The following is a 24120-nucleotide window of genomic DNA, read 5'->3' on the forward strand; positions in this document are numbered from 1 at the left end:
GGCATGTCCGAGAACAAACCCCTTCAAAACCCTATGAACGCGGTGAACCCTCGTCGGTGGGCGGCGCTCGCCGTGGTGCTGGTCGCCTCGTTCATGGACGCGGTCGATGTGACCGTCGTGAACATGGCCCTGCCCAGCATCGAGCGGGAGGTCGGCGCGTCGACGTCCGAGTTGCAGTGGATCACGGGCGGGTACGCGCTGGCGTTCGCGCTCGGTCTGATCACCGGCGGGCGGCTGGGCGATCTGTTCGGCCGCAGGCGGATCTTCCTGCTGGGGATGGCGGGCTTCACGCTCACCTCGCTGATCTGCGGCGTCTCCCACAGCCCCGAACTGCTGCTCGGCGGCCGCGTCGCGCAGGGCGCCATGGCCGCGCTGATGGTGCCGCAGGTGCTCTCCCTCATCCACGTCACCTTCCCCGAGCGGGAGCGCGGCAAGGTCTTCGGGATCTACGGCGCGGTCATGGCCCTGGGCACGGTCACCGGACCGCTGATCGGCGCGCTGATCGTGGAAGGCGACCTGATGGGCTGGGGCTGGCGGCCGATCTTCCTGGTCAACATCCCGCTGGGCGTCGCCGGGCTTCTCGCGGGCGCGCTGGTGATCAGCGAGTCGAAGGCCGAGCGCGCCGCCCGGCTCGACATCGTGGGCGTGGTGCTGGCCGCCGCCGGTCTGCTGGCGCTGGTCCTGCCGCTGACGCAGGGCCGTGAGCTGGGCTGGCCCGCCTGGACGTACGTCTCGATGGCCGCCTCGGCGCCGCTGCTGGCCCTCTTCGTCGCCTGGGAGCGGCGGCTGACGCGGCGGGGCGGTTCGCCGCTGGTGGTGCTCTCGCTCTTCTCGCGGCGCAGCTTCGCGGGCGGCCAGGGCGTGCAGTTGATGTTCGGCCTGGCCTCGGGGGTGTTCTTCCTGGCCTGGACCCTGTACCTCCAACTCGGCCTGGGCTGGTCGCCGTTGCGGGCCGGGCTGTCGGGGCTGCCGCTGTCGGCGGCGATGATGGCGGGGGCCGGGGTGTCGATGCAGGTGCTGGTGCCCCGCTTCGGACGCGTGGTGCTGCAGGCGGGAGCGCTGCTGGCCACAGCGGGCATGCTGCTGTACTTGTACCTCGCCCAGCACTACGGCGCCGGGATCGCGCCGTGGCAGGCGATCGTGCCGCTGATCCCCGTGGGCCTGGGCATGGGACTGATCGTCGCGCCGCTGACCGACCTGATCCTCTCCGAGGTCCCTCATGAGCACGCCGGTTCCGCCTCCGGGCTGACGAACACCACCATCCAGCTCGGCCAGGCCGTCGGCGTGGCCCTGTCCTCGGTCGCCTTCTTCGGCCGCCTCGGCCACGGCGGCCCGGCCGAGCAGGCGCAGCGGATGCCGCACGCCTTCGCGGACTCCCTCTGGTACGTGGCCGGGGTGTTCGCCGCGGCCTTCGTGCTGCTGTTCGCCGTGCCGCGTCTCGCGGGGCGGAAGCCGGGCGGCGCCGGTGAGCAGCGGCGGCCCGAGGAGCATCAGGAACGGGTCCCGGTGTCCTGAGGCGACGCCCGCCCCTTCCCCCCTTCCCCTCTCGCTTTATCCCGAGATACGACCGCACACCTCATGAGGAGAGAGCAATGAAGATCGCACTGCTGGGCACCGGCTTCGGGCAGGCACACGCCGCCGTCTACGCCGCCCGCGGCGACGTCGAGGTGGTGATGTTCGGCCGCGACGCGGAGAAGGCCGCCACGGTGGCCGACCGGTTCGGCTTCGCCTCGTCCACCGACATGGACGCGGCGTTCGAGGACGACTCCTTCGATCTGGTGGACCTCTGCCTGCCGATCCCCCTGCACGCCCCGTACGTGCTGCGCGCCCTTGAGGCGGACAAGCACGTGCTGGTCGAACTGCCGCTGGCCGACAGCATGGTGGACGCCCACCGGGTCGCCGAGGCCGCGGCGCGCAGCGACAAGCAGGTGTTCGTGGACATGTTCGAGCGGTTCATCCCGGCCGACCAGGTCCTGCTCGACGCCGTACGCGAGGGCGCCCACGGGCGGCTGGAACAGCTCACCCTGTGGAACCTGACCGCGCACCTGTGGCCGGGCGCCTCGCTCGGGCTGAAGGCGCTGCCGCTGGAGGCGATGCACAGCGACATGGACCTCGTCACCCGCACCCTCGGCCTGCCCCAGGACCTCGCCGTGACCACCGTGGCGCGCGGCGCGGACTCGGGCGCGATCGACGCCACCTTCGCGTTCGACGGCGCGGCGGCCCGCAGCTCGGTCTCCTCCCTGATGCCGAAGGCGTGGGGAGCGCGCGGCGGCTACACCGCCACCTTCGAGCACGGAGTGCTGGACGCCTCCTCCACGATGGGCTTCGACGGCAAGCCGACCGGCACCGTCACCGCGTACACCGCCGACGGCGCCCGCGAACTCGACCTGCCGCCCGCCGACCAGTACGCCGCCATGATCGGCCACGTCATGGACGTCCTGCGGGGTGACGCCGAGAACGAGATCGCCCCGGACAGCGTGCTGGACGCCCTGAAGCTCACGCTCGACCTCGACGGCAAGGTCAACAAGCCCCGCTGACGTCGTGACACCAGGGCCGTCTCACACCGCCCGTGGGCGGGTCTGGGCCGGATCACGCGGCCGGCCCGCCCTTCCTGGTCGGCTCCCCTTCGAGAGTCCTGACCTGCGGAATCGTGGAAGTGCGGCTGTGGTGCTAGAAGGGGCCGAAGAGCCAGTTGCCCGGAGCCTGCGGGTCCTCGCTGGTGTGGTACTCCTCGGTCGCCCGGCGGATCTCGCCTGCGTCGAGCGAGCCGTCACCGTTGAGGTCGAGCTTGGTGAAGGCGGCTGCGAGGTCTTCGGGGGAGGCGCCCAGCGTGCGGGTGTACATGGTGGTGAACTCCTGCTGGTCGATCAGGCCGTTGTCGTCGGCGTCGCAGACACTCATCCACGCCTCGACCATCGCGCCCAGCCGCTTGAGGTAGCTCCCCTCGTCCTCGGCCGCCGAGCGACGCATCCCGGCGATGAACTCCTCACGGTCCACCGCTCCGTTGCCGTCGGCGTCCATGTGCCGTACGTCCGTCTCCCGCAGCGCCGCCCATATGGGCAGAGCCCGGCCTCAAAGATCCCGTAGTCCGCTGCGTGGACATGCAGCGCGGTCCGCCGCGTCCCTTGACCAGTTCGTCGCCGACGATCTCGATGACGTGGCTGCCGGTGTGCGGCAGATGCGGCGAGGACACGGGCCTCTTCACCGCCGTCCCGCTCGCGCCCACGGCCGGTCATCACCGCCGACTCGCCGCCGAGGACCTCACCACCGCGCCCTCAGCGCGGTGACTTCTGGCTCGGTGTCATCTCCAACACCGGACACGGCAGCTTTCGCGCGGGCTCGCTCCCCGGCCGTACCCGCCAGGGCACGGTCTCCGCCCAACTGCGCCTGGGGACAACGCCGCCACCGACATCCCGGTCTGGCGCCCGAGGACCGAAGGGGCCTGCTCGGCAAGCTCAAGAGCATGTCCGGGCGCGACGGAGGCGGCACCCCCGCCCCGCAGACCTGCACGGCCCATTCCACCGGCTAGGAGGGAGAGATGTCCGAGGACAGCATCCTGCGCACGGGCTTTGATTAAGCCTGCCGCGCCTGAACCCCCACAGCCCGCTGCCGTCGGGAGCGTGCGGACGGCGGCTCCGTCCTGAGCCGTGCGGCGCCCGAACCGGACATCCTGCGGGCAGCACGCTGCTTCCGGGTCCTGGAGGCGCACGCCCAGGACTTCAGGCGCCTCCAGGACCGGTCCAGGACCCGGAAGGCACCCGTGCCGTACCTGTCGTCGCTGAAGGCTCCGTACCCAAGGGGAGCCCGGCCGACTACATTCCCTGTGTCCTGACTGCCTTCGACACCATGGGGCGGACGCGTGCTGTTGCGGCAAGGAGGGTGCACGACGATGAACGAGCACCGGCATCACAGGAGAGCGCGGCCGCGCCGTCCCCTCACCGCCCTCGGCGTGCTGGGCGTCCTGCTGCTGGGCGCCGCCTGCGTGCCCGGCACGGACGGCTCGGGCGCGGAGGGGGCGGGCGGCGGCGCGGCGACCGCGACGCCCGACCCGGGAAAGGCGGGCAAGGTCGCCCTGACGGTGTGGGACCAGCAGACACGTGGCGGCACCAACGCCGAGATCGAGCGCCTCAACGAGGAGTTCGAGGAGAAGTACCCCAACGTCACCATCAAGCGCGTGGCGCGCAGCTTCAACGACCTGAGGAAGACCCTCAAGCTCGCCCTCAGCGGCGACGACCCGCCCGACGTCGTCCAGGCCAACCAGGGCTACTCCGACATGGTTGCCTTCGCCCGCGCCGGGATGCTCACCCCGCTGGACAACTACGCGGGGCTGTACGGGTGGAACACCCGCTTCCCGAAGACCCTGCTCGACCTCAACCGCGTCTCCGCCGACGGCAGCCGTTTCGGCACCGGCCGGTTGTACGGCATCTCCCAGGAGGGCGAGTACATCGGCGTCTACTACAACAAGGCGGTGCTGCGGAAGGCGGGCGTCGAGCCGCCGAGGACCTGGCAGGACCTCACCGGAGCCCTGCCGGAGCTCAAGGAGGCCGGGCAGTTGCCCGTCCAGTTCGGCAATCTCGACAAGTATCCCGCCATCCACACCTTCGGCGTGCTCCAGAGCCAGGCGGCCCGGAGCCCCGAGCCGGTCCGCGAGACGGTCTTCGGCCGTGGCGGGGGCTTCGACACGGATGCCACGCGCTCGGCGGCCCGTACCCTCGCCGAGTGGGCCCGGAAGGGCTATCTCCCCAAGGGCGCCAACGGCAAGGGGTACGACGACGCCGCCAAGCAGTTCGCCGACGGCAAGGGCGCGTTCCTGATCACCGGCACCTGGCAACTCGCCGATCTGGTGGAGCCCATGGGCGACGATCTCGGCTTCATGCCGCCTCCCCCGGCCGCCGGGCGGCGTCCGCTGACCACGGGCGGCGAGGGCCTGCCCTGGTCCATCACCTCCAAGTCCGACCACCCCGAAGTCGCCGCCGCCTACCTGGACTTCCTCACCGACGCGCACGCCTCGACGGTGATGACCGAGGAGGGGGTGCTGCCGGTCGTCCCCGGCAAGGCCGCGGAGAAGCTCGACCCGGACACCGCGAGCGGCCAGATGTTCGCCGGCTGGGAGAAACTGAACGCCGCCGACGGGCTGGTGCCCTACCTCGACTACACCACCCCCACCTTCTACGACACGCTCTCCGCCGACCTTCAGGGCGTCCTCAGCGGCAAACTCGCCCCCGACGAGTTCGCCGCGCGTATGCAGAAGGAGTACGCGGAGTTCCGCGCCCGGCAAGGTGCCGACGACGGTGAGGACGGGGGCGGGGAATGAGCGCCACGCCGCGCCGATTCGCGGCCCGCTACCGGCGACGGGCACCCGGCGAACCCCGTGCCGTGGGCTATCTGTACGTTCTGCCGGCGCTGGCCGTCTTCGGCGTGTTCCTGCTGTGGCCGCTGGCCCAGACCGGGTGGCTCTCCCTGCTGCACTGGGACGGGCTGACCCGCGCGAGCTGGGCCGGTCTCGACAACTACCGGGACCTGCTCACCGACCCCGAGCTGCGCGCCCCCTTCGTGCACGCCGGGGTGCTGCTCCTCTTCTATGCCGTACTCCCGGTAGCCGTCGGGCTGCTGCTCACCGCGGCGCTGACCCGCTTCCGGATCCGCGGCATGACCCTCTTCCGCACCGTGCTGTTCCTGCCGCAGGTGCTGGCCCTGGTCGTCGTCGGCGTCGCCTGGCGTGCGGTGCTGGCGCCCGACGGGCTGCTGAACGACACGCTCGGAGCGCTGGGTCTGGACGGCCTGACCCGGTCCTGGCTGGGCGACGACACCTGGGCGCTGCCCGCCGTGGGCGCGGTCGGCACCTGGGTGGAGACGGGGCTGTGCCTGGTGCTCTTCCTCGCCGGAGCGCAGCGCGTCCCTCGCGAGCTGTACGAGGCGGCGCGTATCGACGGCGCGGGCCCGGTGCGGGAGTTCCTCACCGTCACTCTGCCGGGCCTGCGCGCGGAGATCGCCGTCGCGCTCACGCTGACCATGGTGGCGGCGCTGCGCAACTTCGACCTGATCTACATCACGACCAGCGGCGGACCGGGCAACGCGACCTCCGTGCCCGCGTACGAGGTCTACCGGCGGGCCTTCGAGACCGGTGAGGTCGGCTCGGCGTCGGCCATGGGCATCACCCTCACCGCCGTGATCTTCGCGTTGACCGTGGTGGTCACCAGGCTCGTGGAGGGCCGGAGACGATGAACATCTCCCGCGCCGAACGCGCCGTCACCTACGGCATCCTCGGCCTGTTCGCGCTGATCGCCCTCACCCCCGTCGCGGGAATCCTCTCCACGGCGCTGTCCAGTCAGGCCTCGCTGGACACCGGTTTCGCCCTGCCGGACGGCTTCAACTGGGGCAACTTCGCCGATGCCTGGACCCGGGGCCGCTTCGGCGGCTATCTGCTCAACTCGGTCGTGGTGGCCGTCGCCGTGGTGGCGGCCACCACGGTGCTGGCCACGCCGGCCGCCTACGCCTTCGGCACCATGCGCTTCCCCGGCTCCAACTGGCTGTTCTACCTCTTCGTCATGGGGCTCACCCTGCCGCAGGAAGCCGTGATCGTCCCGCTCTACTTCGACCTGCGGCACTGGGGCCTCACCAACACCTACTGGGGGCTGATCCTGCCGCAGACCGCGCAGTCCCTCGCCTTCGGCGTCTTCTGGATGCGCACCTACTTCCGCAACACCCCACGCTCCCTCCTGGAGGCGGCCCGTATCGACGGGGCCACGTCCTGGTCGACGCTGACGCGCATCCTGGTGCCCATGGGCCGGCCCGCCTTCTCCACGCTGACCGTCATCGTCTTCATGTGGACCTGGAACGAGTTCCTGATGGCGCTGGTGATGGTGAGCGACGAGGCCCACCGCACGGTCCCGCTGGGGCTCGCCTTCTTCCAGGGGCAGCACTCCTCGGACACGGCGCTGCTGGCCGCCGCGGCGACGCTGATCGCGCTGCCCGTCGTCGTGGTCTATCTCCTGCTGCAGCGCCGCTTCATCCAGGGCATGCTCACCGGCTCCGCGAAGGAGTGACCTGCCGGGGGCCTTGTCGGTGCCGTCGATGGCGGAGCGGGCCCCGGGGCCGCCGGCACCGCGAGCACCAGCGCCTCGGACGCGTCGGCCCCGAGGTCGCCGCGTTCTCCTGCGAGAGAAGTGGCTTCTCGAACAGCGCCGCTTGGACGCCTGCCGATCCGACGGTGGCGAGAGCGCCGTAGGCAATCCCGCCGCGGGCCGCCTTCCGGATGACTCTGTTCGTCCACCCTGGCGACAACGGCGCGAGTGTCCTTGAGGGCGAGCCGGTGTCCCTCGCCCCGACCTGCGGTCGCGCCCCATCCGACCGGTGGGGAGGCGGGGTGAGGCCAGAGATAAGCGCCCTATAGGTTGTCTGGGGTGATTGAGAGGGTTCCGGGGACGTGATTCGAGTACTGATCGTCGATGACGAGGCGCTGCTGCGCTCTGCCCTCCAGCGGATCCTGGATGCCGAGCCGGACATCGAGGTGCCCCACACCTGCGACGGCGCGGCAGCGGCACAAGCGATACGCCTGCACCGTCCCGATGTCGTGCTGCTCGACCTGCGCATGCCCGAGGTCGACGGCCTGTCCGCGCTCTCGCCCCGGACGGCGAACACCGTGGTCAACGGCTACCTCACCGCGCCCTGCCACCAGGAGCCCGACCCGCGCATCGCCGCCCTCACCGCACGCGAACGCGACGTACTCGTCCTGCTCGCGGAAGGGCTCTCCAACGCCGAGATCGGCCGGCGGCTGCTGATGAGCACCGCGACCGCCAAGGACCACGTCAGCGCCATCCTCGCCAAGCTCCAGGTGGCCAACCGGATCCAGGCCGCCGTGCCCGCGCACACCAGCGGACTCACCCTGTCCGCATGACGCGCACGCTCTCCCCACGCGCCGAGAACGCGCTGCTCCTCATCCTCTCGGCAGCCGAACTCCTGACCATCCTCACCCTCGCCTCCCCCATCGAGCTCGGCTGGCACACGGCGACGGTCGCCGCACTGTTGCTGCGCCGCCGATGGCCGGTGCCGGTACTGCTGGCGACGCTCCCCACGGCATTCACCGGCTACCTCCTGATCGCACCGATGGTGGCCCTCTACCAGGTGGCCAGGGACATCCGCAGTCCGCGGACCGTCGGCGCGTGCGCGCTGCTGATCTTCCTGTCCGGGCTCACGCCCTGGTGGCCCGGCCCGGATGAGCCCCTCTCCTACCAGGACGGACTGTTCGGCGTGCTCTCAGCCGCACTCCTCAGCGGCGGCCCGATGGCAGTAGGGCGGCTGGTACGCACCCGCGCCGAACTGTCCGCACACCTCATCGAACTGGCCCGCACCCGGGGCCGCGAACGGCAACTCCTCACCGAGCAGGCAGCGGCACGCGAACGGGCACGGCTGGCCCGGGAGATGCACGACAGCGTCTCGCACCACGTCAGCCTGATCTCCGTACAAGCCGGCGCATGGGAGGCGACCGCACCCGACCCCCACACCCGCGAAGCCGCCGCCACGATCCGCGAGCTGGGCGTCCGCACGCTGGAGGAGCTGCGAAGCCTGGTGGGCGTCCTGCGGTCGGCCCCCGAGCGCCCCGGCCTCGCGGACCTCGCCGCGCTGGTCGAGACCAGCGGGCTCGCCGTCCGTTACGACCGCTCGGCGCTCCCCGACCGGGCCTGGCCGGAGCCCCTGGAGCAGGCCGCCTTCCGCATCGTGCAGGAGGCCCTCACGAACGTACGCAAGTACGCCCCCGGCGCCGAGACCGAGGTACGACTGACGGCACAGGACGAGACCCTGGTCGTCGAGATCCGCAACGGCCGCCCCGCCTCCCCCACGACAGCCCCCGGCCCCGGCCTGCCCACCGGCGGCCATGGCCTCCTCGGCCTCCAAGAACGCGTCGAACTGCTCGGCGGCCAAGCGCAGGCGGGACCGACCCCGGAAGGCGGCTTCCGCGTACACGCCACCCTGCCCGGATGACCCTCCAGCGTGCCGGTGACTTACGACCACGCTCTGCGGCGTTGCCACGAGCCGCGCTGAGCAGGCCGGTACGTGACGCGCCTTCGGACCGGCGGGTTCTGTGTCCTGTGCCCATGTGGCACCATCCGTCGACGCGGAGTGGGCGACTCTGGTCGGAACGGCGCTCGGGGCCGTCATGGGGGTGGGCGCCACCCTGGTCGGCGAGCAGGTGCGCTGGCGGCGCACCACCAGGGACAACAAGCTGCAAGACCGCCGGAACTTGTACGCGGACTGCCTCGTCTCCTTCCGCAGGGCACACGAGGGCATGCGCCTGGCCGCCGACGAGGACCACGCGAGCCCGGAGGCGAGAGCCGCCAGGATCCGGCAGGTATACCGGGAATCGGGATGCGACGAGGCCCGCGAACGGCTGCTCCTCACCGCGACCGACGAGGCGGCATCAGCGATCAACGCGTCGTACCTCAGCCTTCGGGAGATCCGCGAGATATTCGCCGCCGGATCCACCGTGCCGTCCCCGGACTACGCCGCAGCCCGGCAGGCCCATCGCGAGACCGCCCCCCGGGGTGACCGGCGCCCCCGCGAAGGCCACCTCGAACGGAACGGCCGAGCGAGCCGAGAGAGGACGACCGCGTACGTGCTTTGACGCAGCGCTCCTGCGCCGTGTGCCCCCTGGCCGACGTCAGCGGAAGCCGCAGTTTTCTCGCCGAGAGTCACATTCGGCCGTGCTGCTCCGTCGAGGGGGTGAGAACGCACGCACGGGAACGCACCTCACGACGACGCCCCAGGGAGAACCCATGCGTCTCAAACCTCTCAAACCTCACTACCGGCGGCTCCGCAACCGGCTCGCCTTGCCCGGCCTGGCCACCACCGCCGTGCTCGCCACCCTGCCGCTCGCCGCGCCGTCGGCCGCCTCCGCCGCGCCCGTACCGGAGAGCGCGAGATCGGCTTCTGCTCCTCTCGCGGCCCGCTGTGCGAACGGCGCGGTCTGCACCTGGACGAAGGCCCACTTCCAGGGGAACAAGAGCACCTATCGCAGGCCGCACGGCTGCTACCCGTGGAACGGGCGGACCGTCTCCAACCAGCGCAACAAGCGCATCACGCTCTACAAGGACCACGGATGCTGGGGCAGCAACTTCGACCTCAGGCCCCACACCTACTCCGAGAAGACCCCGTGGAAGGTCAGAAGCATCGCTGTCTGGGGATGAACTCACGAAAGGCTCTTCGATGCGCAACGTGACGCGGCATCTCGTGAGGTCGGCGCTCGCTCTCGCGGCGGCCACGGTGCTCGGCGTGTCCACCGCCACCGGCGCCGCCGCGGGAACGAACGGGCCGACGATCTACGACACCACCAACTACAAGGCGTGGGCCGTCTTCCTCTCCTGGGGCGAGCACCTCAGAGTCGGCGACACCTACGCGGACGGCCGCTCGGCCGTCGCTGTCTGGATCGTCGAAGGAGGGAGCCGGTTCAGGCACTGCTGGGACAACAACGGGGCCAACAACGGTTACAAGGACTGCGACTACGCCATCCCCGACGGGAAGAAGGTGCACTACCACGTGTGCCTCGGCAACTACGGGACTGAACGCATCCTGACCCGTACCTGCGGGACCTGGGGAACCATGGTCTCCTGACCGCGGTCCGGCCACCGTGTCCCGTCGCCACGGGCGGTGCCGCTCACCACAGACAGGCGTCGGCACGACGGACAGCGTGCCGACGCCGCCCCGTACGAGCGACCGGTTACGTCCTTCTTCGGGAGATGCCCAGCCGCCGTTCCGGGCCTCATCCACCCTTCTTCCAGGCCCGGTTGGTCTGGCCCTGCTCAGCGTTCCAGCACGGCCATGGCCGCGTTGTGTCCGGGGATTCCGCTCACGCCTCCGCCTCGCAGCGCTCCGGCACCGCACAGCAGCACGTTCCGGTGGGCGGTCTCGACTCCCCAACGGCCGGTGCCGTCCGCCTCGTCGGCGAAAGGATCCGCGAAGGGGAAGGCCAGCGGCCGGTGGAAGATGTTCCCGCCAGGCAGCCGCAGCGCGTGCTCCAGGTCGAGCGGGGTCTTGGCCTCGATGCACGGCCGTCCGTCCCCGTCGCGCGCGAGGCAGTCCTCGATCGGCTCGTCCAGCACCGCGTCGAGCTGGTCGAGGGTGACCCGGAGCAGGGCCTCCCGCTGCGCGTCGTTGTCCCGGGCGAACAGCCGCGCGGGGGCGTGGAGCCCGAACAACGTCAGCGTCTGACAGCCCCGGGCCACCAGTTCGGGGGCGAGGATCGAGGGGTCGGTCAGCGAATGGCAGTAGATCTCCGAGGGCGGCGACGACGGCAGCGCGCCCCCGGCGGCCTGCCGGTAGGCCCGGGCCAACTGCTCGTACCCCTCGGCGACGTGGAACGTTCCGGAGAACGCCTCGCGCGGGTCGACCGAGGTGTCGCGCAGCCGTGGCAGCCGGTTCAGCAGCATGTTGACCTTGAGCTGCGCGCCCTCGGCGCGCTCGGCCGGTGGCTCGTCGCCGAGGAGTGCCGCGAGCGCCTCCGGGGAGGCGTTCACCAGCACGTCGCGCGCGGCGACGGTGCCCTCCTCCCCCGTACGCGCGCGCCAGACGACGTCCGCGTGGGGCTCGTCGGGGTCGATGCGCAGGACCTCGTGGCCGGTGGCGATGTGGGCCCCCGCGGCCCGCGCCGCGTCGGCCAGCGCGTCGGTGAGCGCGCCCATACCGCCGACCGGGACGTCCCAGTCCCCCGTGCCCCCGCCGATCACGTGGTAGAGGAAGCAGGCGTTCTGGGCGAGGGAGGCGTCGTGGGCGTCGGCGAAGGTGCCGATGAGCGCGTCCGTGAGGACGACCCCGCGCACCAGATCGTCGCGGAAGCGCTCCTCGACGGCGACGCCCAGCGGCTCCTCGAAGAGCATGCGCCACGCCGCGTCGTCGCCGATGCGCGCACGCAGCGCCTCACGGGAGGGCAACGGCTCGGTGAGCGTGGGGAAGACCCTCTCGGCGACACGTCCCGTCATGGCGTAGAAGTCCCGCCACGCCTCGTACTCGGCATCGGACCCGGTCAGGGCCCGGAATGAGGCCCGGGTGCGCTCCTCCCCGCCCGCGACGAGCAGTCCCGTGGCGCGGCCGTCGCGCACGGTGGGGGTGTAGGAGGAGACGGAGCGCTTCTTGACGCGGAAGCGCAGCCCGAGATCGTCGACGATCTTCGACGGCAGCAGCGAGACGAGGTACGAGTAGCGGGACAGCCGCGCGTCCACCCCGGCGAAGGTCCGCGTGGAGACGGCGGCGCCGCCCGTGCTGTCGAGACGTTCGAGGACGAGCACGGAGCGGCCCGCCCGCGCGAGATACGCGGCGGCGACGAGGCCGTTGTGACCGCCGCCGACGATGACGGCGTCGTAGACGTCCCCTGGGAATTCCGCCGACCCCGCCGTACGGGACGCACGGTGGCGGGGCCCGGCGGGTGGCCCGGCCGCTTCCGGAGGGGCCTCGGCGCCCGGCGGGGTGAGGGACTCGCGGTTCTCTTCACGGTTGTCCACCCCCCGACGGTACGCCCCGGACCCGGCCGAAGGGACGCATCAGTGATCGGGCGGCTGGTGTACGCGTACGAATCCGGTCTGGTAGGCGAGGGCGACGACCTGGGCGCGGTGGCGGGCGTCGAGTTTGGTCATGATGCGCTGGATGAAGGTACGCACGGTCAGCGGGCTGAGGTGCAGGAGTTCGGCGATCTCGTCGTTGGTGAGCCCTTTGGCGGCCAGTGCCAGGACCTCGCGTTCGCGGGAAGTGAGCGTCTCCAGTTCTTGTGGCACCGCGGTCGGCGGGCCGGGCGTGGCGAGGTAGCGGGCGACCACCGCGCGGGTGGCGAGCGGGGACAGGACCATGTCCCCGGCGGCGACGGTGCGGATCGCGCTGAGGAGTTCGGTGGGGGCGACGCCCTTGCCCAGGAATCCGCTCACACCGGCACGCAGGGCCCGGGCCACGTACTCGTCGGTCTCGAAGGTGGTGAGGATGAGGACGCGGACCTTGTCGAGAGCTTCGCTCCGGGTGATCTCTTCGGCGGCGATCAGCCCGTCCTTGCCGGGCATCCGGATGTCCATGGCCACGACGTCCGGTGCCGTGGCGCGGGTCAGCTCGACGGCCTGGGTGCCGTGCTCGGCCAGGCCGACGACCTCCATGTCGTCACAGGCGTCGATGAGGATCTTGAAGGTGCCGGCCAGGAGGGCCTGGTCGTCGGCGAGCAGAACCCGGATGGTCATGGGCGGTCCTCGTGGTCGATGAGCGGAAGGCCCGTGGGGTGCGGGTGTGAGGCGTCGAGGGGGAGCTCCGCGACCACCTCGAATCCGTGGCGTTCCTTCGGCTGTGCCCGAAGGCGTCCTCCCGCGGCCTGGACGCGCTCCCGCATGCCGATCAGTCCATAGCCCGCGACGGCGTTCGTACTGGTGCGCCGGGGCCCGTTGTCGCTGACCGTGAGGGTCAGGAGGCGGTCGGCGTAGGCGAGGTGCACCGAGACGGTGGAGGTCCCGGCGTGCTTGGTGACGTTGGTCAGGGCCTCTTGGACGATCCGGTAGGCGGTGAGGTCGAGGCCGGGTGGCAGCGGCTGCGCAACGCCGTCGCTCGTGAGGTGCACCGAGAGGCCCGCGCGCTCGAAGGAGGCGAGCAGGGCGGGGAGCCGGGCCAGGCCGGGCGCGGGCTCCGGGGAGTCGTCGTGGCCGCTGTGGCGCAGCAGCCCCACGGTTGCGCGCAGCTCGTTCAAGGCGGAGACCAGGGTGGGGGTGAGCTGGCGCATGGCGTCGTGCGCCTGGTCGGGGTGGGTGGACAGCAGGTGGTCGGCGGTGGCGGCCTGGGCGTGGGCGAGGGTGATGTGGTGGGCGACGACATCGTGCAGCTCGCGGGCTATGCGCATCCGTTCGGCGCCGACCCGGTGGCGTGCCTCGTCCTCGCGGGTACGTTCGGCGAGTTCGGCGCGGGCCTCGACGGCGGCGAGGTGGTCGCGGCGGCTGCGTGTGGAGTCGGCGACGGCGGCGGCCAGGAGTACGAAGCCGACGAGCCCCACCTGTTCGGACTGGAAGCGCGTGCCGTCCGGGGCCCAGACGGCGGAGGCGGTGAGGAGGGTGAGTGCGCCGGCGGCGGTGTAGCGGCCGGTGGTGCGCTGGTCGGTCCGCCAGGCGAGCGAGGCCAGGGCCGCCATGGTGGTGCCGACGAGGGTGGAGCCGAACTGGTAACCCAGCGTGGGGCCCATGGCCCCGAGCGCCGCGCCGCACGCGGTGGTGGCGATCGCCGTCAGGCGCGGACGGCGGCGACGGGCGAGGAGAACGCCCGAGGAGAGCACGGCGACGGTCACGGCGGGCAGCGGCGGCCACTGATGGATGTGCGGCGGCCGTTCCATGGTGGTGGACACCAGGGTGACGGCGCACAGTACGACGGCGAGAACGGTGTCGACCGTGCGGGGATGGCTGCGGATCCACAGCCGCAATTCGTCGATCACGAGGCTCCTTGACCGGTCGCTGCCGCGCCGTCGTCCTGGCGGTGGGCACGCCGGGCCGCCGGTGACGGCGGGGGCAGCCCGGCGTGCCATGGCTCATGCCCTCACCGAGTCCTCGGGGTCCGGGTAGTGCGGGGAGTGCGGGGCCTGGTCTCGGCCTCGAACGCGTCGGCTTCGGCCCGGAGGGTCTTGACCAGGTCCTTGGTCGCGGTGGCACTGGGGCCTGTGCCGGGCACGGCGGTGAGGACGGCGGTGTCCTCGGCCTTGTTGAACATGGCCGGTGACACCTCCACGACGCCGTCGGTGCCCTGCAGCGTCTTGCGGGCCCGGTCGGCGACGGCCTTCGCGCCGTCGGCCTGCCGGGCGTCGACGACGACCGTCAGGGGCCCGTTGAACCCGGGGCCGAATCCCTCGGCGAGCGCGTCGTAGGCGCGGCGCTGGGTGGTCGAGGTGGGCTGGGCCTCGTCGCCGGGCAGGGTGAGCTGGAGGTCCAGGGCCGGGACGGCGATGACGCCCAGGCCCACGACGCCGAGCAGCAGCGCCGCCAGCGGCCTGCGTACGACGAAGCGGGCCCAGCGGCTGCCCGCCAGTTCCTTCGCCCGGCCGACGGCCGACTGCCGTGCGGCGTGCTCGGCACGGTCGGCGTGCTCGGCACGGTCGGCGTGCTCGGCACGGTCGGCGTGCTCGACGCGCCCGTCACGCCCGGCACCGTCAGCCCGCCCCGCGCGCCCGTCACGCCCGGCGCCGTCAGCCCGCCCCGCGCGCTCAGCACGAGGCAGGACAGCCCGGGGGAAGAAGCCGAGCAGCGCGGGCAGCAGCGTCAGGGCGACCAGCACGGCGATCACGACGGTCCCGGCCGCGGCCAGGCCCATGTCGGTCAGCATCGGCACGCCCGCGACGGACAGTCCGGCCAGGGCGATGACGACGGTGGCTCCGGCGAAGACGACGGCGGAACCGGCCGTGCCCACCGCCCGCCCGACGGCCTCTTCGGCGGTGTTTCCCTCGGCCCGCTCCGTGCGGTACCGGGAGAGGATGAACAGCGCGTAGTCGATCCCCACGGCCAGTCCCAGCATGAGCGCCAGAGTGATCGTCGTGGTGGTCATGCCTGCGGCGATGATCACGCAGATGCCGGCGCCGAGCCCGACGAGCGCGGTGAGCAGCGGCAGTCCGGCGGCGACCAGGGCGCGGAAGGTGACGAACAGCACCAGGGCCGCGACACCGATGCCGATCAGTTCGGTGATGCCCCCGAGCTCCGGCCCCCCGTCCACCGCCGACCCGCCGACCTCGACCGTCAGCCCCGCGTCCCGGCCGTCCTGCACGGCGGCCAGCAGCGCCTTGCTCGTGGCTTCGGACAGATCCTCGCTCGACGCGTCGTAGGTGACGGTCGCGTACGCGGTGGTGCCGTCCTTGCTGACGGCGTCCTCCTCGAAGGGGCTCTGCGCCTCCTTCACCTGGGAACCGGCGGCGACTTCATCGACGACCTCGTCCACGACCGCCCTGTTGCTGCTCGCCGTCATCTTCTGCCCGTCAGGGGCCACGAACACGATGCGGGCGTCGGCGCCCTCCGAATTCCCGCCCGGGAAACGCTCGTCGAGCAGGTCGAAGGCCTTCTGCGACTCGGTGCCCGGCACCGAGAACCCGGAGTCCTCCGCCTCCGGCGCGGTGGCGGCCACAACGGCGCACACCGCCAGGAGCACCACCCACACGAAGGCGAAGTAGCGGCGTTGCCGGAAGGACAATCGGCCGAGCCGGTAGAGCAATGAAGCCATGACGAGGCGCTCCAGTCAGGGGTCAGGAGAGTGGAAAAGCGGCGGCGGCTCTGGACCGCGCTCCGGGCGGTCGGGCTGCGCGGATGCGGCGAGCCGGAGCCATGACTCCATCGTTGGCGGCGCGGCACGTCCTCGTCGTCCGGCGCCTGCTGACACTGCGGCGTACTGCGACGGCAGTACGGCCGTGCCGGTGATGCCTCGTCAGCGGGGCCGCCGGGCCGCTCGCGCCTCCGGGTAGTCCGGGAGCCGCCAGTCACCGCCGCGGTCGGCCTTGGAGAAGCGGGCCGCAAGTTCGGGAACGCGCAGTGCGGTGGCCAGGCCGGTGACCGCGAGGAAGGCGTCGATCGCGCGCTGGGTCATCGGCAGGCCCAGGCGCAGGAGGCGCGGGTTGACCTCGCTCTGGATCTCGTCGGCGAAGGGCCGCAGCGTGGTGTCGTAGCGGGCCAGCGCGGTCGGCAGATCATGCGGGCACCGGTTGATCTCGCCGGCCAGGACGTAGGCGCCGACCAGGCCACCGGAGACGCCCATGCCGCTGTACGGCGAGGCGCAGTGCGCGGCGTCCCCGGCCAGGACGACGCGGCCCTCGGACCAGGTGCCGGTGCGCACCTGGACGATCTCCTGGGAGTGGAAGAACGGGCTCGTCCCCATGCCGTCGATGAAGCGCTCGCTCTGCCAGCCGGCGTCGCGGAACCTGCCCGCCCAGAACTCCCGCTGCTTCTCGACCGGTTCGCGGTGGATCGCGGAGGCCTCCGCGGAGTCCTCCCGCAGGACGAAGTAGACCTGGGTCTCGGTCGGGTTGTGGCTGCGGCGCATGATCTGGCGTCCGCCCGGGACCATGCAGGTGTCGCGGATGTTGCTGTCGGAGGCGATGCGCGGGACGAACCAATACGCCATGTGGATGCCGACCCGCCAGTACGGGTCGAAGCCCTCGGGGAGCAGCGCCCTCCGCAGGCGCGAGCCCTGGCCGTCCGCGGCGACCAGGAGGTCGAACGCGCCGGACGACCCGTCGGAGAAGCGCGCGACGACCTCGTTCTCGTCCTCGTCCTCGTCCTGCTCGAAGCCGTCCACGCTCTTGCCGAAGACGTACTCCACCTCGTCCTCGGTCGCGTCATGGAGGATGCGCACCAGGTCCCCGCGCATGATCTCGTACTCCGATGTCAGGCTCTGCCTGCCCTGGCCCGAGGTATTGGCCATGATCGTCGCCCTGGGCCTGCCACGGGCGTCGACGAAGGCGACGCCCGCCTCGTCCACGAGTGCGCCGCGGACGGTGTCGATCAGGCCCATCCGCTCGACGGCCTCGATGCCCTGCCCCCGCAGATCGACCTGGGCGCCGCTGGCCCGCAGCGTGGGGAAGCGCTCGACGACGGTCACCCGGTGCCCTCCCCTGACCAGCCAGAAGGCCAGCGCCTGCCCCGCGATACCGCCCCCGGCGATGAGGACGCGCAGGGACTTCCCTTCCGGTTCCGGCTGCCGTGGCATCCCTCTCACCTCAGAACCTATCGGTGAATGATTTCTTTTCAGAGTCATCTATCGGCGATAGATTGTCAACGTGACGAAGATCAGCCGTGAAGCCGTGATCACCGAGGCGCTCGACCTGCTCGACGAGGTCGGGCTCGACGCCGTCAGCACGAGACGCCTGGCGAAGCGCCTGGGCGTCGAGCAGCCCTCGCTGTACTGGTACTTCCGCACGAAGAAGGACCTCCTCGCCGCCATGGCGCAGGCCGCGATGGCGCCCCACGCGGCCGAGCCCTTGCCCGCCCCCGGCGACGACTGGCGCACCTGGTTCCTGGAGAACGCGCGCAGCGTCCGGCGCACCCTGCTGATGCGCCGGGACGGCGCACGCCTCCACGCCGGCTCCGCGCCCACCTCGGACCTCGACCGGATCCGCCGCAAGGTGTCCTTCCTCGTCGCCTCCGGCGTGCCCGAGCACGACGCACAGATGGCGATGCTCGCCGTGGGCCGCTTCACGGTCGGCAGCGTCCTGGAGGAGCAGGCGGATCAGGCGGAGCAGGCGGACACCGGCTCCGGCGACAGCATGGATCTGCCGGACGATGTGCCGCGCATCGATCACGAATCGGCGTTCGAGGCAGGGCTGGCCCTCCTCGTGGACGGCTTGGCCCTACGCCGCGATGCCGGTGGTCGGGACTGATGTCAGTGGCCGGGACTAACGTGCGTGGCCCCGAGTCCGGTGCGAGCGGAGGAAGACCATGACCACCTTGGAGAACCGGCCGAGCACCGCGCTTCTCGTCGTCGACGTGCAGAACGGCGTCGTCGCGGGAGCCCACCGGCGCGACGTGGTCGTCGCGAACATCGCCGGTCTGGTCGAGCGGGCGCGGCGGGAAGAGGTCCCGGTGGTCTGGGTCCAGCACTCCGACGAGGACCTCGCGCAGGAGAGCGACGACTGGCGGATCGTCCCGGAGCTGGCTCCGCGCGACGGCGAGCCGCTCGTCGGCAAGAGCTACGGGGACTCCTTCGAGGACACCACGCTGGAGACCGTGCTGTCGGGGCTCGGCGTCGGCCGCCTCGTCGTCGTCGGCGCGGAGACCGACGCGTGCGTCCGCTCCACGCTCCACGGCGCGTTCACCAGGGGTTACGACGCGATCCTGGTCGGCGACGCCCACACGACGGGCGACAAGACGGACCGGGGCGCGCCGTCGCCGGACCAGGTCATCGCGCATACGAACCTGTACTGGACCTATCAGGCGGCGCCGGGCCGTACGGCCGGGACCGTCGAGACCAGCGAGGTGTCCTTCACCGGCACCCCCGCCCCCTGACGACCCGCCCGAGCCGCCGGGCCGGGCCTCCTCCTCAACATCGGATACGCCCGGGTCCCGGCGGGGCCGCGGACGGCAAAAGGTTTCCCGCGTCCTCGACGGTGTTACGCGTACAAGTCGGCAGCCGCCGCGTGAGACCGAACCGAACCCCACTGGAGACACCCATGGCCACCACGGTCAAGGACATGCTCGACACCTACCCCGCCGACCTGGGCGGCGTGGACCGCGAGAAACTCGCCCGCTGCATCGAGGAGTGCGTGGCCTGCGCGCAGGCGTGCACCGCCTGCGCGGACGCCTGCATGTCGGAAGACATGGTCAGCGAGCTGACCACATGCATCCGCACCAATGCCGACTGCGCCGACATCTGCGGCGCCACCGCCGCGGTGCTCTCCCGCCGCACCGGCTACGACGCGAACGTCACCCGCGCGGTCCTCCAGGCATGCGCCACCGTCTGCAGGGCATGCGGCGACGAGTGCGAACGCCACGCCGGCCGGCACGGCCACTGCCGTGTCTGCGCCGAGGCCTGCCGCCGCTGCGCACAGGCCTGCGACGACCTGATCGGCTCCCTGGGCTGACACGAGACACACTGCGAGCCCCGGCGGGCGGGCACCTGCTCGGCTCTCCCCCGCAAGGAGAGCCGAGGGGCTGCCGGTGATCGGCCGCCGCATCCCGCACTGACCCGGCCCGGCCTACGTGGGCCGGCCGGGTCCCCCTGTGTCCGCGCCCCAGGCGGACACGCCGGTCGTCTCGCCGTCCACGATGTCCCGCACCAGGGCCTCGTACATACGCACGTACCCCGTGGCGTTCTCGATGCCGAAGCGCTCCGGGTCGAAGTGCAGCCCGCCCTGCAGGGCACCCTCCACCTCGCCGATCTGCATCCACAGCGGGAACTGGCCGATCTGCTGGCGGATCGGCACGAATTCGGCCTCCTCGCCGAACAGACGGACCGTCCCGAGGCCGCCCACGTGCATACGGGCGCCGTAGGAGAGCCGTTCGGGCTCGAACTGAAAACTCACCTGGTGAATGGCACGGGTGACCGCAGGGGATATGTCGCTCAGTACGGCGGGAATCGGGATCGCCTGGTGGCGGACGGCGCCGACGAGTGCCGAGTGGGTGGCGGACAGCACCGCCGGAAATCCGTCCTCCGGTGCGACACCGACACGCAGCGGCAGCGAGTTGACGAAGTATCCGACTGTCCTCTTGAAGGGCTTCTTGCGGCCCTCGACGGGGAACCCCACCACGATGTCGCTGGAGCCGGTGAGTCTGTGCAGCAGCACATTGAACGCGGCGAGCAGGACCGTGGCGGTGGATGTGCCGCTGGCCTCGGCCACCCGCCGTACTCCGTCCGCCGGCCCGCGCGGCAGCGTGAACCGGGCCAGTGCGGGGGAATCCGCGGCCGACGTGGACGCGGCGGCGCCCGGAATGTCGAGCGCGAAGGCGCAGCCGTCGAGCCGGTCCGCCCAATAGCGGCGCATGGGCTCCGATCGAGCGCTGTCGAGAAAGGTGCGCTCGTGTGCCACGTAGCGGGCGTACGAGCTGTCGGGCTCGGGCAACTCCCCGGTCACGCCCGTGCGATAGCCGGTCAGCAGGTCCTCGCACACGGCCGCCATCGAGGTCAGGTCTCCCACCATGTGGTGGACCATCAGGAGGAGGGTGCTGGCACCGGTATGCCGGTAGAGGAAGAGTCGTGCGGGCGCTTCCTTCTTCAGGGCGAACGGAGACTCGTAGTCCTGATGCAGCATCCGCGACAGGGCGTCGGCGTCCACGCCGGGAGCCTCACGCGTCGTCAAGGGCGGCTCGGCGGAGTACCAGTGCTGCACGTATCCGTCTGTGCCGGGGCGTACGACTCCCGTGAGCACCGAATGGCGGGAGCACACCGCCGCCCATGAATCCCGGAGGCGGTCGGGGTCGAACTCTTCACGGATGGTGAACGCGACGGCCATGTTGTACGTGGTCGAACCTGGGTCGAGTTCATGGATGAAGAAGAGCGAACTCTGCCCGACCGTGAGGGGAACCTCCACGGTTTCCCGTACGGGCCCAGCCTGAGGACGGTGAATTTCTTGCGTCAATGCCGTGCACCCCCTGTCTCATTCTGCTTCTGTGACGAACTGCCGTGCCGGACTCTTCGGGACCGTCACCGGCAGCCGCGCGAATCCACGCAGCGCTCTTGTCCTCCGCCGCCGCGACGGCCCGGACACCCGTAGTCCGGGAAAGCGTTCGTAGAGCATCCGCAGCGCGACCCTGCCCTCCAGCCGCGCCAGACCCGCGCCGAGGCAGTAATGGATGCCGGAGGAGAACGCGATGTGGTCGGCCGCGTTGGGGCGGGTCACGTCGAAGGTGTGCGGATCGTCGAATACCGCCGGGTCGCGGTTCGCAGCCGCCAGCATCATGACCAGGAACTGGCCTTCGCCGATCTCGACGCCCTCGATGACGCTGTCCTCGTACGCCACGCGCATGGTGAACTGCACGGGGGAATCGAGGCGAAGCACCTCGTCGACGGTGCCGGCCCACAGACCGGGATCGCCCTGGACCTTGCTCAGTTGCTCAGGATGCCGGTCGAGCAGCGCGACCGCGTTGGATATCAGGCTCACCGTCGTCTCGAAGCCCGCACCGAGCACCAGCATGCCTACGGACAGCAGTTCGCGCTCGTCGAGCGCGTCGTCCCCCTCCAGCACCGTGAGCCGGCTCAGCAGGTCGTCGCCCGGGTCGCGGCGGAGCCGCCGCAGGTGACCCAGGAACCAGTCCGCGAAGGCCGCCAGCGCCCGGTCCGCCTCGCGGTACTGGCGCCAGGTCAGGCCCGGGTCTATCAGCAGGGCGGCCGAGTCGCCCCAGCGCAGCAGGCGCTGCCGTTCCTCCGGCGGCACGCCGAGCAGGTCGCCTATCACCGCCACCGGCAACCGCGAGGCGTACCGGTCCACGAGGTCGAAGCGCGACGCCGTCCCCAGTTCGTCCAGCAACCGGGCCGCGGTCGCGGTCATCCGCTCCTCCAGCACCGCGACGTGCCGGGGCGTGAACGCCTTCGACACCGATTTGCGGTAGCGCGTGTGCAGCGGCGGGTCGGTCACGAGCATGGACGGCGGCTCCGTCGGCCCGGGCACCCTCCCCCGCGTCGCGCGGGCGTACAACCGGCGTACGGCGGTGGGCAGTTCGCTGTTGCCGACCCCGAAGCTGTCACTGCGCAGCACCGCGTTCGCGGCGGCGTGGCCGAGCACGGCTCCGAACGCCCCCGGAAGGGCCACCGGCCCGCGGCGGCGGAGCCCGTCGTACAGCGCCCTCGCGTCGGGGCGGGCCGGATCGAGCAGCAGCTTGGCGACCTCGTCACCGCGCAGGGCCGCGAAGCGGACCGCCGCACGCGGCAGGCCCTGCGAGATCCCCCAGCGCACGACCGCGGCCGCTTCCTCGCGCGCCGCGCTCCGCTGTCCCTGACGCGCCGCTTGCCGCGGACTCATCGGTCCTCCTTCGTCCTCGTCCATCGGGTGTCAGGCCGGTGGCTCGGTCATCCGGTTGAGGCCCTGGGTGTCGCTGCCGCTGACCAGGACGCAGGCGTGGCCCGGAAAGCAGGGGGCGGAGTCCTGGTCGCGGATGTTGACCGACGGGGTCGTGTAGCGGGCGGACAGTCCGAGCCGGCGCCGGTTCGAGTCGTTCTTGTTCGAGTGGTGCATCAACTGCTCGCTGAACAGGAAGAACTCGCCGGGGGCCAGCTCCATGTCGATCGCCCCGCTGGTGTCGACGAGTCCCGGTTCGATCTCCTTCGAGAAGACCATTCCGGGGCGCGACGGTACGTGGTGGAGCAGCTCGCGATGCGAGCCGGGAATGATCTGTACGCACGAGTTCTCCGCCGTCACCTCGTCGATCGCCATCCAGATCGAGAGGTTCACCGGCGGGTCGAGAGGCCACTCGTCGATGTCCTGGTGCCACGGCACCTCCGGGGTGCCCGGCTCCTTGTTGAACAGGAACGTGGACCACAGCACGATGTCGTCGCCGAGCAGGCCCCGCACCCGGCCGAGCACCCCGGGCAGGGTGACGAGGTCGTGGACCGGACGGTGGTCGAGGTGGCGGGAGTGCAGGGGGCTCGCCGGATTGGGGCCCGTCGAGGTGAGCACCTCGGCGTCGATGCGCAGCCGTACGGCGGCCATGTCCTCGGGGGTGCAAGCGGTGTACGGACCCAGGTAGCCCTGCTGGTGGAAACGGGCGATCTCGTCGCGGGTCAGGGCGGCAGTGGTGGTATCCATGCAGATCACGGTCGCATCCGGTGATTCGGGACGACCATGACCGAGGCCGGGTAAAGTTTGCACTCAATCGCACCCCCTCACCGCGCTCGATACGCCCGCGGGGACAGCCCCGTCACGGACTTGAACTGGCGGCTGAACAGGTAGACGTCGCAGTAGCCGAGGCTTCGGGCGATGTAGGTGATCGTGTCCTGCGTCTCGTCGAGCAGCCGTGCCGCGTACTGGATCCGCCGCCGGACCAGCCATACCTTCGGCGGGCAGCCGTAGGTCCGGCGGAAACAGCGGGTGAAATGCTCCGGTGAGAACCGCAGGAGCCGGGCCAGCTCGGCCGGATGCACCCGCTCGGCGACCCGCGCGTCGGCGTGGTCCTCCAGGAGCCGCCGCTGAGAGGGATCCAGCGCCGGACGTACGGTCCGCTGGTGCTCCGCGATGCGGAGCGTCGAGCTGAACAGCAGCTCCAGCGCGGCCCGCGTCCGCACCTCGCGGAACGGCTGCTCCGCCTCCCGTTCGCTGATCAACAGGTCCAGGGGCGCCCGCAGCTCCCACGCCCCGGGCAGCACCACGACCGGCCCCAGCGGAGGGTCCTCCGCCGGGGCCGGCGGCAGTTGGAGGCGGTAGAGGGTGAGCGGCCGGGAGTCGGCCGCACGCAGCGTGAATGTCTCCCCCGGCTTGAGCCACATCAGCGTGCCCGGGCCGACCCGGATCCGCTGCCGGCCGGCCACGCCCTCGTAGCGGCCGGCCACCACGAGATGGAGCAGGTGGTCGGGAATGCCCCGGTCGAACGACACCCGCCAGTTCGCGGGCACTGTGCCGTACGCGAGAGTCCCGACCTCCGGATACCGGTCGAGGCGGCGTAACCACCCGTCCTCCTCCTGTCCCCGCTCCCGGGCTTCCAGCAGACCCCGCATCGAGGG

Annotated in this window: 25 protein-coding genes; 14 read left to right on the top strand and 11 right to left on the bottom strand. The window is 71.3% G+C overall.

Annotated features, from left to right (window positions below; all coding sequences use genetic code 11):
* Positions 1 to 3 precede the first annotated feature (3 nt).
* Entirely contained in the window at positions 4 to 1515 is a 1512-nt protein-coding gene (locus ABD343_RS39865; protein WP_344535686.1) for an MFS transporter, read from the top strand.
* 77 nt (positions 1516 to 1592) lie between these two features.
* Positions 1593 to 2537, top strand: coding sequence for a Gfo/Idh/MocA family protein (locus tag ABD343_RS39870; RefSeq protein WP_344535688.1), 945 nt, complete (start codon positions 1593 to 1595; stop codon positions 2535 to 2537).
* 133 nt (positions 2538 to 2670) lie between these two features.
* Here ABD343_RS39870 and ABD343_RS39875 read toward each other — a convergent pair whose 3' ends face one another.
* Positions 2671 to 3021 carry an EF-hand domain-containing protein gene (locus ABD343_RS39875; RefSeq protein WP_344535689.1) on the bottom strand — a complete coding sequence of 117 codons (351 nt, stop codon included), beginning with the start codon at positions 3019 to 3021 and terminating at the stop codon, positions 2671 to 2673.
* Positions 2987 to 3193 (bottom strand): arginine deiminase family protein, encoded by a 207-nt coding sequence (locus tag ABD343_RS41105; protein ID WP_425578385.1) that lies wholly within the window; start codon positions 3191 to 3193, stop codon positions 2987 to 2989. The genes ABD343_RS39875 and ABD343_RS41105 overlap by 35 nt, the downstream gene beginning before the upstream one ends.
* On the opposite strand from ABD343_RS41105, the gene ABD343_RS39880 reads away from it, so the two are divergent.
* The 9 genes from ABD343_RS39880 (at position 3126) to ABD343_RS39920 (ending at position 10608) form a co-directional block, all read left to right on the top strand.
* A complete protein-coding gene (locus tag ABD343_RS39880) occupies positions 3126 to 3287 on the top strand; it encodes a hypothetical protein (protein WP_344535691.1) in 162 nt (53 codons plus the stop codon). The genes ABD343_RS41105 and ABD343_RS39880 overlap by 68 nt on opposite strands.
* A 602-nt stretch (positions 3288 to 3889) precedes the next feature.
* The gene (locus ABD343_RS39885) at positions 3890 to 5314 is read left to right on the top strand and encodes an extracellular solute-binding protein (RefSeq protein WP_344535693.1); all 1425 of its coding nucleotides are present in this window, start codon (positions 3890 to 3892) and stop codon (positions 5312 to 5314) included.
* Positions 5311 to 6225, top strand: coding sequence for a carbohydrate ABC transporter permease (locus ABD343_RS39890; protein ID WP_344535694.1), 915 nt, complete (start codon positions 5311 to 5313; stop codon positions 6223 to 6225). Before ABD343_RS39885 ends, ABD343_RS39890 begins: the two co-directional genes overlap by 4 nt.
* Positions 6222 to 7046 (top strand): carbohydrate ABC transporter permease, encoded by an 825-nt coding sequence (locus tag ABD343_RS39895; protein ID WP_344535696.1) that lies wholly within the window; start codon positions 6222 to 6224, stop codon positions 7044 to 7046. The genes ABD343_RS39890 and ABD343_RS39895 overlap by 4 nt, the downstream gene beginning before the upstream one ends.
* A 380-nt stretch (positions 7047 to 7426) precedes the next feature.
* Positions 7427 to 7897, top strand: coding sequence for a response regulator transcription factor (locus ABD343_RS39900; RefSeq protein WP_344535698.1), 471 nt, complete (start codon positions 7427 to 7429; stop codon positions 7895 to 7897).
* Complete coding sequence (locus ABD343_RS39905; protein ID WP_344535699.1) at positions 7894 to 8982, top strand: sensor histidine kinase; 1089 nt, start codon at positions 7894 to 7896, stop codon at positions 8980 to 8982. The genes ABD343_RS39900 and ABD343_RS39905 overlap by 4 nt, the downstream gene beginning before the upstream one ends.
* 115 nt (positions 8983 to 9097) lie before the next feature.
* Positions 9098 to 9622 (top strand): hypothetical protein, encoded by a 525-nt coding sequence (locus tag ABD343_RS39910; RefSeq protein ID WP_344535701.1) that lies wholly within the window; start codon positions 9098 to 9100, stop codon positions 9620 to 9622.
* Between the two features lie 151 nt (positions 9623 to 9773).
* Positions 9774 to 10184, top strand: a complete 411-nt coding sequence (locus ABD343_RS39915) for a peptidase inhibitor family I36 protein (protein ID WP_344535703.1) — start codon at positions 9774 to 9776, stop codon at positions 10182 to 10184.
* Between the two features lie 19 nt (positions 10185 to 10203).
* Entirely contained in the window at positions 10204 to 10608 is a 405-nt protein-coding gene (locus tag ABD343_RS39920) for a hypothetical protein (protein WP_344535704.1), read from the top strand.
* A gap of 188 nt (positions 10609 to 10796) precedes the next feature.
* Here the strand turns inward: ABD343_RS39920 and ABD343_RS39925 are convergent, their stop codons facing one another.
* The 5 genes from ABD343_RS39925 to ABD343_RS39945 form a co-directional block, all read right to left on the bottom strand.
* Entirely contained in the window at positions 10797 to 12491 is a 1695-nt protein-coding gene (locus tag ABD343_RS39925) for a phytoene desaturase family protein (protein ID WP_425578386.1), read from the bottom strand.
* A 39-nt stretch (positions 12492 to 12530) separates the two neighbouring features.
* On the bottom strand, positions 12531 to 13208 hold the full coding sequence (locus ABD343_RS39930) for a response regulator (protein ID WP_344535705.1): 678 nt from the start codon (positions 13206 to 13208) through the stop codon (positions 12531 to 12533).
* Positions 13205 to 14437, bottom strand: coding sequence for a sensor histidine kinase (locus tag ABD343_RS39935; protein ID WP_344535707.1), 1233 nt, complete (start codon positions 14435 to 14437; stop codon positions 13205 to 13207). Before ABD343_RS39935 ends, ABD343_RS39930 begins: the two co-directional genes overlap by 4 nt.
* 101 nt (positions 14438 to 14538) lie before the next feature.
* On the bottom strand, positions 14539 to 16203 hold the full coding sequence (locus tag ABD343_RS39940) for an MMPL family transporter (RefSeq protein WP_344535708.1): 1665 nt from the start codon (positions 16201 to 16203) through the stop codon (positions 14539 to 14541).
* Between the two features lie 201 nt (positions 16204 to 16404).
* Positions 16405 to 17682 carry an FAD-dependent monooxygenase gene (locus ABD343_RS39945; protein WP_344535709.1) on the bottom strand — a complete coding sequence of 426 codons (1278 nt, stop codon included), beginning with the start codon at positions 17680 to 17682 and terminating at the stop codon, positions 16405 to 16407.
* A 70-nt stretch (positions 17683 to 17752) separates the two neighbouring features.
* On the opposite strand from ABD343_RS39945, the gene ABD343_RS39950 reads away from it, so the two are divergent.
* The 3 genes from ABD343_RS39950 to ABD343_RS39960 all read left to right on the top strand — a co-directional run bounded on the left by ABD343_RS39950 (position 17753) and on the right by ABD343_RS39960 (position 19552).
* The gene (locus ABD343_RS39950; protein WP_344535711.1) at positions 17753 to 18352 is read left to right on the top strand and encodes a TetR/AcrR family transcriptional regulator C-terminal domain-containing protein; all 600 of its coding nucleotides are present in this window, start codon (positions 17753 to 17755) and stop codon (positions 18350 to 18352) included.
* Positions 18353 to 18410: 58 nt separating this feature from the next.
* On the top strand, positions 18411 to 18977 hold the full coding sequence (locus ABD343_RS39955; protein ID WP_344535712.1) for an isochorismatase family protein: 567 nt from the start codon (positions 18411 to 18413) through the stop codon (positions 18975 to 18977).
* Between the two features lie 164 nt (positions 18978 to 19141).
* Complete coding sequence (locus ABD343_RS39960) at positions 19142 to 19552, top strand: four-helix bundle copper-binding protein (protein ID WP_344535713.1); 411 nt, start codon at positions 19142 to 19144, stop codon at positions 19550 to 19552.
* A 114-nt stretch (positions 19553 to 19666) separates the two neighbouring features.
* Here the strand turns inward: ABD343_RS39960 and ABD343_RS39965 are convergent, their stop codons facing one another.
* From ABD343_RS39965 to ABD343_RS39980, 4 genes are all read right to left on the bottom strand, one after another.
* Positions 19667 to 20998: a condensation domain-containing protein gene (locus tag ABD343_RS39965; RefSeq protein WP_344535715.1), complete on the bottom strand. Its 1332-nt coding sequence runs from the start codon at positions 20996 to 20998 to the stop codon at positions 19667 to 19669.
* A 66-nt stretch (positions 20999 to 21064) separates the two neighbouring features.
* Positions 21065 to 22426, bottom strand: coding sequence for a cytochrome P450 (locus ABD343_RS39970; RefSeq protein ID WP_344535716.1), 1362 nt, complete (start codon positions 22424 to 22426; stop codon positions 21065 to 21067).
* 30 nt (positions 22427 to 22456) lie between these two features.
* Entirely contained in the window at positions 22457 to 23209 is a 753-nt protein-coding gene (locus ABD343_RS39975; RefSeq protein ID WP_344535717.1) for a phytanoyl-CoA dioxygenase family protein, read from the bottom strand.
* 77 nt (positions 23210 to 23286) lie between these two features.
* Complete coding sequence (locus ABD343_RS39980; protein ID WP_344535719.1) at positions 23287 to 24114, bottom strand: helix-turn-helix domain-containing protein; 828 nt, start codon at positions 24112 to 24114, stop codon at positions 23287 to 23289.
* Positions 24115 to 24120: the final 6 nt, after the last annotated feature.

The sequence above is a fragment of the Streptomyces albiaxialis genome (genome assembly GCF_039530985.1).
Classification (GTDB): Bacteria; Actinomycetota; Actinomycetes; order Streptomycetales; family Streptomycetaceae; genus Streptomyces; species Streptomyces albiaxialis.

Excerpts from the sequence above, each read along its gene's own strand:
- ABD343_RS39865 (WP_344535686.1), top strand. The coding sequence starts at position 4 with ATGTCCGAGAACAAACCCCTTCAAAACCCTATGAACGCGGTGAACCCT.
- ABD343_RS39870 (WP_344535688.1), top strand. The coding sequence starts at position 1,593 with ATGAAGATCGCACTGCTGGGCACCGGCTTCGGGCAGGCACACGCCGCC.
- ABD343_RS39875 (WP_344535689.1), bottom strand. The coding sequence starts at position 3,021 with ATGGACGCCGACGGCAACGGAGCGGTGGACCGTGAGGAGTTCATCGCC.
- ABD343_RS39885 (WP_344535693.1), top strand. The coding sequence starts at position 3,890 with ATGAACGAGCACCGGCATCACAGGAGAGCGCGGCCGCGCCGTCCCCTC.
- ABD343_RS39890 (WP_344535694.1), top strand. The coding sequence starts at position 5,311 with ATGAGCGCCACGCCGCGCCGATTCGCGGCCCGCTACCGGCGACGGGCA.
- ABD343_RS39895 (WP_344535696.1), top strand. The coding sequence starts at position 6,222 with ATGAACATCTCCCGCGCCGAACGCGCCGTCACCTACGGCATCCTCGGC.
- ABD343_RS39905 (WP_344535699.1), top strand. The coding sequence starts at position 7,894 with ATGACGCGCACGCTCTCCCCACGCGCCGAGAACGCGCTGCTCCTCATC.
- ABD343_RS39915 (WP_344535703.1), top strand. The coding sequence starts at position 9,774 with ATGCGTCTCAAACCTCTCAAACCTCACTACCGGCGGCTCCGCAACCGG.
- ABD343_RS39920 (WP_344535704.1), top strand. The coding sequence starts at position 10,204 with ATGCGCAACGTGACGCGGCATCTCGTGAGGTCGGCGCTCGCTCTCGCG.
- ABD343_RS39930 (WP_344535705.1), bottom strand. The coding sequence starts at position 13,208 with ATGACCATCCGGGTTCTGCTCGCCGACGACCAGGCCCTCCTGGCCGGC.
- ABD343_RS39940 (WP_344535708.1), bottom strand. The coding sequence starts at position 16,203 with ATGGCTTCATTGCTCTACCGGCTCGGCCGATTGTCCTTCCGGCAACGC.
- ABD343_RS39945 (WP_344535709.1), bottom strand. The coding sequence starts at position 17,682 with ATGCCACGGCAGCCGGAACCGGAAGGGAAGTCCCTGCGCGTCCTCATC.
- ABD343_RS39955 (WP_344535712.1), top strand. The coding sequence starts at position 18,411 with ATGACCACCTTGGAGAACCGGCCGAGCACCGCGCTTCTCGTCGTCGAC.
- ABD343_RS39960 (WP_344535713.1), top strand. The coding sequence starts at position 19,142 with ATGGCCACCACGGTCAAGGACATGCTCGACACCTACCCCGCCGACCTG.
- ABD343_RS39970 (WP_344535716.1), bottom strand. The coding sequence starts at position 22,426 with ATGAGTCCGCGGCAAGCGGCGCGTCAGGGACAGCGGAGCGCGGCGCGC.
- ABD343_RS39975 (WP_344535717.1), bottom strand. The coding sequence starts at position 23,209 with ATGGATACCACCACTGCCGCCCTGACCCGCGACGAGATCGCCCGTTTC.
- ABD343_RS39980 (WP_344535719.1), bottom strand. The coding sequence starts at position 24,114 with ATGCGGGGTCTGCTGGAAGCCCGGGAGCGGGGACAGGAGGAGGACGGG.